This window comes from Pseudonocardia sp. SID8383, from assembly GCF_009864975.1.
In the GTDB taxonomy this organism is placed as follows: Bacteria; Actinomycetota; Actinomycetes; order Mycobacteriales; family Pseudonocardiaceae; genus Pseudonocardia; species Pseudonocardia alni.
In genome coordinates this window covers 1-8,065 of sequence record NZ_WWFY01000181.1, presented here as the reverse complement: position 1 = coordinate 8,065, position 8,065 = coordinate 1, and the positions used below count along the sequence as shown (strand labels likewise).

7 protein-coding genes and 1 pseudogene are annotated in these 8,065 nt (G+C 72.8%); 3 read left to right on the top strand and 5 right to left on the bottom strand.

Features of this window, described 5'->3' with window-relative positions:
* Nucleotides 1-202: pseudogene (locus GTW08_RS04520) on the top strand (hypothetical protein); the annotation flags it as partial.
* Complete coding sequence (locus GTW08_RS04515; protein WP_073576647.1) at nt 199-837, top strand: response regulator transcription factor; 639 nt, start codon at nt 199-201, stop codon at nt 835-837. The pseudogene GTW08_RS04520 and the gene GTW08_RS04515, both read left to right, overlap by 4 nt.
* A gap of 21 nt (nt 838-858) precedes the next feature.
* Here GTW08_RS04515 and GTW08_RS04510 read toward each other — a convergent pair whose 3' ends face one another.
* The 5 genes from GTW08_RS04510 to thiC all read right to left on the bottom strand — a co-directional run bounded on the left by GTW08_RS04510 (nt 859) and on the right by thiC (nt 7,355).
* Nucleotides 859-1,677 (bottom strand): FAD binding domain-containing protein, encoded by an 819-nt coding sequence (locus tag GTW08_RS04510; protein ID WP_073576648.1) that lies wholly within the window; start codon nt 1,675-1,677, stop codon nt 859-861.
* On the bottom strand, nt 1,674-2,222 hold the full coding sequence (locus GTW08_RS04505; protein ID WP_073576649.1) for a (2Fe-2S)-binding protein: 549 nt from the start codon (nt 2,220-2,222) through the stop codon (nt 1,674-1,676). Before GTW08_RS04505 ends, GTW08_RS04510 begins: the two co-directional genes overlap by 4 nt.
* Entirely contained in the window at nt 2,219-4,480 is a 2,262-nt protein-coding gene (locus GTW08_RS04500) for a xanthine dehydrogenase family protein molybdopterin-binding subunit (protein ID WP_073576650.1), read from the bottom strand. Before GTW08_RS04500 ends, GTW08_RS04505 begins: the two co-directional genes overlap by 4 nt.
* Before the next feature lie 190 nt (nt 4,481-4,670).
* Nucleotides 4,671-5,522, bottom strand: coding sequence for a bifunctional hydroxymethylpyrimidine kinase/phosphomethylpyrimidine kinase (gene thiD, locus GTW08_RS04495; RefSeq protein ID WP_174565890.1), 852 nt, complete (start codon nt 5,520-5,522; stop codon nt 4,671-4,673).
* A 195-nt stretch (nt 5,523-5,717) separates the two neighbouring features.
* Nucleotides 5,718-7,355 (bottom strand): phosphomethylpyrimidine synthase ThiC, encoded by a 1,638-nt coding sequence (gene thiC / locus GTW08_RS04490; RefSeq protein ID WP_073576652.1) that lies wholly within the window; start codon nt 7,353-7,355, stop codon nt 5,718-5,720.
* A 199-nt stretch (nt 7,356-7,554) separates the two neighbouring features.
* Between thiC and GTW08_RS04485 the strand changes: the two genes are divergently transcribed.
* Nucleotides 7,555-7,986, top strand: coding sequence for a nitroreductase family deazaflavin-dependent oxidoreductase (locus GTW08_RS04485; RefSeq protein WP_073576653.1), 432 nt, complete (start codon nt 7,555-7,557; stop codon nt 7,984-7,986).
* Nucleotides 7,987-8,065 lie beyond the last annotated feature (79 nt).

The following is an 8,065-nucleotide window of genomic DNA, read 5'->3' as shown; positions in this document are numbered from 1 at the left end:
GGCGGGCCCGGGGCTGCACGGCGGCACCGGGCTCGACGGGCTGCGCGAGCGCGCCCGGGCCGTCGGCGGCACCCTGCACGCGGGCCCCGACCACGACGGCTGGCTGGTCCGGGCCGACCTGCCCCTGGGCCCGGCACCGGACCCGGACCCGACCCCGGACATCCGCACCGGCACCGGCACCGACGAGGAGGTACCGCGATGAGCACCCGGGTGGTCGTCGCCGACGACCAGGAGGCCGTCCGCACCGGGCTGGTGCTGATCCTCGGCTCGGCACCGGACATCGACGTCGTCGCCGAGGTCGCCGACGGGCTCGCCGCGGTGCGGGCCGCCGCCGAGCACCGGCCCGACGTGGTGCTGATGGACATCCGGATGCCCGGCATCGACGGCATCGAGGCCACCCGGCGGATCCTCACGGAGGGCTCCGCGCAGGTCCTGGTGCTGACCACGTTCGACCTCGACGAGCTCGTCGACGGCGCGCTGGCGGCGGGCGCGGGCGGTTTCCTGCTCAAGTCGGTCGACGCGGCCCGGCTCACCGACGGGGTCCGGGCGGTCGCCCGCGGCGAGGGCGTGCTGGCACCGGAGGTGACCCGGCGGGTGATCCGCCGCTACGCGGGGGCGCCGCGGCCGTCGTCGGTGCCGGGGCTGGAGAGGCTCACCGCACGCGAGACCGACGTGCTCGCCGGACTCGGCCGCGGACTCTCGAACGCGGAGCTGTCCGCGGAGCTGGTGATCTCGGAGGGGACGACGAAGACGCACGTCTCCCGGGTGCTGGCGAAGCTGGGGCTGCGCTCGCGCACGCAGGCCGCCATCGCCGCCCAGGAGGCCGGGCTCGTGTGAGCCCGGCCTCCCGGGGGTGGCTCAGCCCTGGCCGCGCGCCGTCTCGAGCGCGCGCCGGGTCAGCACCTGCACCAGGTGGGTGCGGTAGGCGACCGACCCGTGGGTGTCGGCAGGCGGCTCGGCGCCCTCGGCGGCCAGCGCGGCCGCCTCGGCGACCGACTTCCCGTCCTTCAGCGCCTGCTCCGTCGCGGTCGCCCGCAACGACGTCGACCCCATGTTGACCAGGCCGATCCGGTCGTCGGACACGGCGACGGCGACGATCGCCCAGTCGTTGCTGCGACGGGTGAACTTCTCGTACGCCCAGCCCTTGTCCCCGCAGCGCGGGATCCGGATCTCGACGATCAGCTCGTCGGGCTCGCGGACCGTGGTGAACACGCCGGTGTAGAACTCGCCGATCGGCACGGTCCGCTTCCCGCGCGGCCCCTGCAGGACGACGGTGGCGTCCAGCGCGAGCAGCGCGGCGGGCAGGTCCGCGGCCGGGTCGGCGTGGGCGACGGTGCCGCCCAGCGTGCCCCGCGCCCGGATCTGCGGGTCGCCGACGGTGCGGGCGACGGCCCCGAGCAGCGGGACCTCCTTCGCGACCTCGGCCGAGTCGACCACGTCGCGGTGCTTGGTCGCCGCACCGACGGCGAGCTCGTCGCCCTCGACGCGGATGTAGCTCAGCTCCGGCAGCCGGCCGATGTCGATCAGGAACTCCGGCGCGCCGAGGCGCACCTTCATGACCGGGATCAGGGAGTGGCCGCCGGCCAGGACGCTGGCGTCCTCGCCCTTCTCGGCGAGCAGCGCGATGGCGTCGTCGAGGGTGTCGGGGCGGGCGTAGTCGAACGCGAGGGGGATCATGCGCCGGCCTCCCCACGGGAGAAGGCGGGCGCGGTGCGCAGCGCGTCGGACTCGGCCTCGGCCTTCTGCGCGGCGTCCGGGTCCTTGCCCGCGGCGACGAGCACGGCGCGCACGATGTTGTGGTAACCGGTGCAGCGGCAGAGGTTGCCCTCCAGGCCCTCACGGACCTTCCGCTCGTCCAGGTCGTCGTCGTGGCTGATCAGCGACACCGCGGACATGACCATGCCCGGGGTGCAGAAGCCGCACTGCAGCCCGTGCTCGGACCGGAACGCCGCGGTGACCGGGTGCTCGGGGCGGCCCTCGGACGCGCCGTCGAGCCCCTCCATGGTGGTGACCGACTGCTGGTCGGCCTGCACCGACAGCACGGTGCACGACTTGACCGCGTCGCCGTCGAGCAGCACGGTGCACGCACCGCAGGACGTGGTGTCGCAGCCGATGTTGGTGGCCTTCAGCCCGACGGTCTCCCGCAGGTAGTGCGCGAGCAGCTGGCGGGGCTCCACGTCGGCGCTGGTGGGCTCACCGTTGACGGTGATCTCGACCTTCACTTGGAGGCCTCCTGGATGGCTTCCCAGACCCGCATCGGGGTCAGGGGCATGTCGATGTGCGTGACGCCGAGGTGGGACAGGGCGTCGATGACCGCGCTCTGGGTGGCGGGGGTGGAGCCGATCGTCCCGGCCTCGCCGATGCCCTTGTAGCCCATCGGGTTGACCGGCGTCGGGGTCGTCATCTCGACCAGGTCGAAGCTGGGCAGCTCGGCCGCCGACGGGATGCCGTAGTCGGCGAAGGTCCCGGTGAGCGGCTGGCCCTCCTCGTCGTAGATGACCTCCTCGAGCAGCGCCTGCGCGATGCCCTGGGCGATCCCGCCGTGCCGCTGCCCGTCGCAGAGCAGCGGGTTGAGGATGGGGCCCGCGTCGTCGACGGCGATGATCTTCTCGACCGTCACCTTGCCGGACTCGGTGTCGACCTCGACGACGCAGACGTGCGCGCCGAACGGGAAGGTCGGCTTCTTGCCGTCCCAGGTGGTGTCGACCTTGAGCTGCTCGGCGGCCGCCAGCTCCGCCAGGGTCACCGACTTCGCGCCGGGGACGCCCTTGACGGTGATCGCGGCGTTCGCCGGGTCGAGCTCCAGGTCGTCGACACCCGCCTCGAGCAGCTCGGCCGCGCGCTGCTTGGCCAGGTCGATCAGCTCGGCCGAGGCCTGGTGCACCGCGACGCCGCCGGTCTGCAGCGACCGCGACCCCATGGTGCCGCCGCCGCGCGGGACGAGGTCGGTGTCGCCGTGCTTGACGGTGATCTTCTCGATCGGGACGCCGAGCTGGTCGGACGCGAGCATCGCCCACGCCGTCGCGTGCCCCTGGCCGTGCGGGGAGGTGCCGGTCAGCACGGTCACCGAGCCGTCCGGGTGCACCTCGACCGAGGCGTCCTCGGCGAACGCGCCACCACCGGTGATCTCGACGTAGGAGGACACGCCGATGCCGATCTGGCGGGCGTCGCCGGACTCGCGGCGAGCCTTCTGCTCGGCGCGCAGCCGGTCGTAGCCGGCGTTCTCCAGGGCGAGGTCGATCGCCTTGGCGTACTCGCCGGAGTCGTACTCCACCCCGCCCTTGGTCTGGAACGGGAACCGGTCCGGGGCGACGACGTTGAGCTTGCGGACCTCTGCCGGGTCCTTGCCGATCTCGGCCGCGAACAGGTCCATCGCGCGCTCGATCGCGGCGGTCGCCTCGGGGCGGCCGGCGCCGCGGTAGGCGGCGACCGAGGTCGTGTTGGTGACCACGGCCTTCGCGCGGGAGTCGACGTGCTCGATGTCGTAGGTGCCGGGCGCCATCATCCGCGTGAACATCGGCAGGAAGGTGCCCAGGCGCGGGTAGGCGCCGAGGTCCTGCACGACGTCGAGCCGATAGTGGGTGACCTTGCCCGCGCGGGTGCCGCCGATCGTGACGGTCTGGCGCTGGGCCCGGCCCTGCACCATGCCGGTCATGTTCTCGGAGCGGGACTCGTTCCAGCGGACCGGACGTCCCTGCTGCCGGGCGAGCCACGCGACGAGGGCGAACTCGGGGTCGGACCCGATCTTCGCGCCGAAGCCGCCGCCGACGTCCGGCAGGACGACCCGCACCTTCTCCTTGTCCAGGCCCAGCCAGCCGGCGATCTCGTCGCGGCCGCCCTGGGCGTTCTGGTTGGACATGTAGACGGTGACGCGGTCGCCCTCCCAGAAGGCGCTCGCGGCCCGGGTCTCCAGCGGGGCCGCGGCCAGGCGCTGGTTCACCAGGTCCCGGGTGACGACGACCTCGCAGCCGTCGAAGAACGAGGCGTCCTGCTCCTCGTCGTGCCCGTAGGCGGCCGCGGTGTTGGTCCCGGCCTCGGGGAACAGCAGCGTCTCGTCGCGGGCGGCGGCCAGCGGGTCGATCACCACGTCCAGGGGCTCGTACTCGACGTCGACCAGCTCGGCCGCGTCCTCACCCTGGTAGAACTCCTCGGTGAGGACCGCGGCGACCGGCTCGCCGACGAACCGCACGCGGTCGGTCGCGAGGAACGGGCGGGTCATGACCTTGTTCGCGCCCGGGAACAGCAGTGCCGGTGCGATGTCGAGGTCGGCCCCGGTGACGACGGCGACGACGCCGGGCGACGCGAGCGCCGCCGAGGTGTCGATCGACGTGATCGTCGCGTGGGCGAGCGGGGAGCGGACGAGCGTCAGGTGCAACGCCCCGGTCAGCCGCTCCTCGGTCAGGTCGTCGGTGTAGGTCGCGCCGCGCGTGAGGAAGACCGGATCCTCGGTGCGGACGACGCGGGTGCCCAAGATGCTCATCGGACGCGAGCGTATACATCTCGACCGGCCTGTGCGATGCAGACCACAGCGCCCGATCCCCAGGTCAGGGCACCCTTCGCGGAGCGACGCGCGGGCAGATCACCGCATCTGCGGCACGCCGGGGGCCGGTCGTCCCCGACCTCGGATCTGTTGAGAGCGCATCCATCTCGTATCCAAGGACCGGCGAGGGTCAGTCGCGTTCGTCCCACCACGGCCGTCCGGCCCACAGCGCCGAGACCGGTCCGTGCCCGGCACCCAGCGGGTAGGCGTGGCGGACCGCCTCGACGATGTAGCGCTTCCCGAACCGGACCGCCGCCTCCAGCTCCATCCCGCGGGCGAGCCCGGACGCGATCGCGGCGGCCAGGGAGTCCCCGCCGCCGTGGGTGTGGCCGGTGTCGAAGCGCGGGCCGGGCAGCTCGACGGCGGTCTCGCCGTCGTAGAGCAGGTCGAGGCAACCGTCGGTGTCCTCGGCGAGGTGGCCGCCCTTCACCAGGACCGCGCGCGGGCCGAGCGCGTGCAGCGCCTTCGCCGCGGCGTACTGGCCCGCGCGGTCGTGGACGTCGTGCTCGACGAGCAGCCGGATCTCGTCGAGGTTCGGGGTGACCAGCGTGGCCCGCGGGAACAGCGTGTGCCGGTAGGCGTCCAGCGCCTCGGCGGCCAGCAGCGGGTCCCCGTGCATCGAGGCCGCGACCGGGTCGACGACGAACGGCGTGGCCAGACCGGCGCCGATGCCGCATCCGTCGCAGGCCCGCGCGACGGTCTCGATGATCTCGGCGTTCGCGAGCATCCCGGTCTTCGCGGCCTGCAGCCCGATGTCGGAGGCGACCGTGGCGATCTGCCCGGCGATCGTGTCGACCGGGATCGTGTGCACGCCGGTGACGCCCACCGAGTTCTGCACGGTCACCGCGCAGACGGCGAGGCAGCCGTGCACCCCGCAGGCGGCGAAGGTGCGCAGGTCCGCGGCGATGCCCGCGCCGCCGCCGGAGTCGGTTCCGGCGATCGTCATGACCCGCGGGGGTGTGGTGCCGACGGTGGGTTCCATGGACGTGTCCTCCCTGGCCGGCATTACCCGGCCGGTACGCGGTCGGCGACGCCGGTCCGGTGGGACCCGGCCGCCCTCTCAGCCCGCCTGCTCCGCGAGCTCCCGCGTCGTGCGTGGTCGCCGACGACGGTAGACGGTGCCGGGGCCGCGGGTGGGATCCCCGCGGCCCCGGCGGTGCACGTCCCGGTCCGGGCCTCAGTCCGTGGCGGAGATCGGCAGGTAGACCCGGCCGCCCTCGTCCCGGAACTCCCCGGACTTCTCCGCCATCCCGGCCTCGATCGCCTCCACACTGGTCAGCCCGTGCGCCTCGGCGTAGTCCCGGACGTCCTGGGTGATCTTCATCGAGCAGAACTTCGGCCCGCACATCGAGCAGAAGTGCGCCGTCTTCGCGGGCTCGGCCGGCAACGTCTCGTCGTGGTAGGCGGTCGCGGTGTCCGGGTCGAGCGAGAGCGCGAACTGGTCACGCCAGCGGAACTCGAACCGGGCCTGCGAGAGCGCGTCGTCGCGGGCCTGGGCGTGCGGGTGGCCCTTGGCCAGGTCCGCGGCGTGCGCGGCGATCTTGTAGCTGATCACCCCGACCTTGACGTCGTCGCGGTTCGGCAGTCCCAGGTGCTCCTTGGGCGTGACGTAGCAGAGCATCGCGGTCCCGGCCTCGGCGATGCGGGCTGCGCCGATCGCGGAGGTGATGTGGTCGTAGCCGGGCGCGATGTCGGTGGCCAGCGGGCCGAGGGTGTAGAACGGCGCCTCGTCGCACCACTCCTCCTCCAGCCGCACGTTCTCGACGATCTTGTCCATCGGGACGTGGCCGGGACCCTCGATCATGACCTGCACGTCGTGGCCGCGGGCGATCCTCGTCAGCTCGCCGAGGGTGGCGAGCTCGGCGAGCTGGGCCTCGTCGTTCGCGTCGGCGATCGAGCCGGGGCGCAGGCCGTCGCCGAGGGAGAACGTGACGTCGTAGCGGCGCAGGATCTCGCACAGCTCGTCGAAGTGGGTGTAGAGGAACGACTCGGCGTGGTGCGCCAGGCACCACGCGGCCATGATCGACCCGCCGCGGGAGACGATCCCGGTGACCCGCTTCGCGGTGAGCGGCACGTGGCGCAGCAGCACGCCGGCGTGCACGGTCATGTAGTCCACGCCCTGCTCGCACTGCTCGAGCACGGTGTCGCGGTAGACCTCCCAGCTCAGGGCGGCGGGGTCGCCGTTCACCTTCTCCAGGGCCTGGTAGATCGGGACGGTGCCGATGGGGACCGGCGAGTTGCGCAGGATCCACTCGCGGGTCTCGTGGATGTCCCGGCCCGTCGACAGGTCCATCACGGTGTCGGCACCCCACCGCGTCGCCCACACCATCTTCTCCACCTCCTCGGCGATCGAGGAGGTCACCGCGGAGTTGCCGATGTTGGCGTTGACCTTGGTGAGGAACCGCTTGCCGATGATCATCGGCTCGCACTCGGGGTGGTTGCGGTTGGCCGGGATCACGGCCCGGCCGCGGGCGACCTCGGCGCGGACGAGCTCCGCGTCGCACCGCTCGCGGACGGCGATGTAGGCCATCTCCGGGGTGACGATCCCGGCCCGCGCCCAGGACATCTGGGTCCCCGGCTCCCGCGACCCGACCCACGGCTCCCGCAGCCGGGGCAACCCGGCGTACAGGTCGACGGTCGCGTCGGAGTCGGTGTACGGGCCGGAGGTGTCGTAGACGTCGTGGTGCTCGCCGTTGGAGAGCGAGATCCGCCGGACCGGGACGGTGATGCCGTCGGGTCCGGAGATCCAGGCCTTGGCCGACCCCTGGATCGGGCCGGTGGTGACCTGCTGCGGGCGCACTGGTGCCGTCGTCATGACAGTCCTCCCTGGCCGGCATTACCCGGCCGGTTCTGCGGTCGGCGACCGGCGAGTCGCCCTCTCAGCCCCGCGCGACGGAGCTCCCGCGTGTTCAGTTGGTCGTGCACCGGCACCGTAGGCACCGTCCGGCGCCCCGCACCAGCCCCTCACCCGGCTGCGAGGAATGATCACAGGAGGTATCGGGTTCTCCACCGGTATGACGCAGAACGCTGAGCTCTCCCCGACCGACTGGGTCCGCGAGCAGACCGAGAAGATCCTCGAGAACGGCACCACCGAGGGCGTCACGGTCATGGACCGTCCGATCATCCTGGTCACGACGACCGGCGCGAAGTCCGGCAAGCAGCGCTACGTGCCGGTGATGCGCGTCGAGCACGACGGCTCCTACGCGATGATCGCGTCCAAGGGCGGTACCCCGGAGCACCCGGCCTGGTACCACAACGTGGTCGCGAACCCGCAGGTCCAGGTGCAGGACGGCACGCAGACCGGCACCTTCGTCGCCCGCGAGGTCACCGGGGACGAGCGCCAGGAGTGGTGGGACCGCTCCGTCGCGGCGTACCCGCCCTATGCGGAGTACCAGGAGAAGACCTCCCGGACCATCCCGGTCTTCGTCCTGGAGCCCGCGCGCTGACCCGCCGCGGCCACCCGCGCGCCCGACCCCCCGGTCCGGGCGCGCGGGTGCGCCCTCACGCCGCGACGACGCCGTGCGC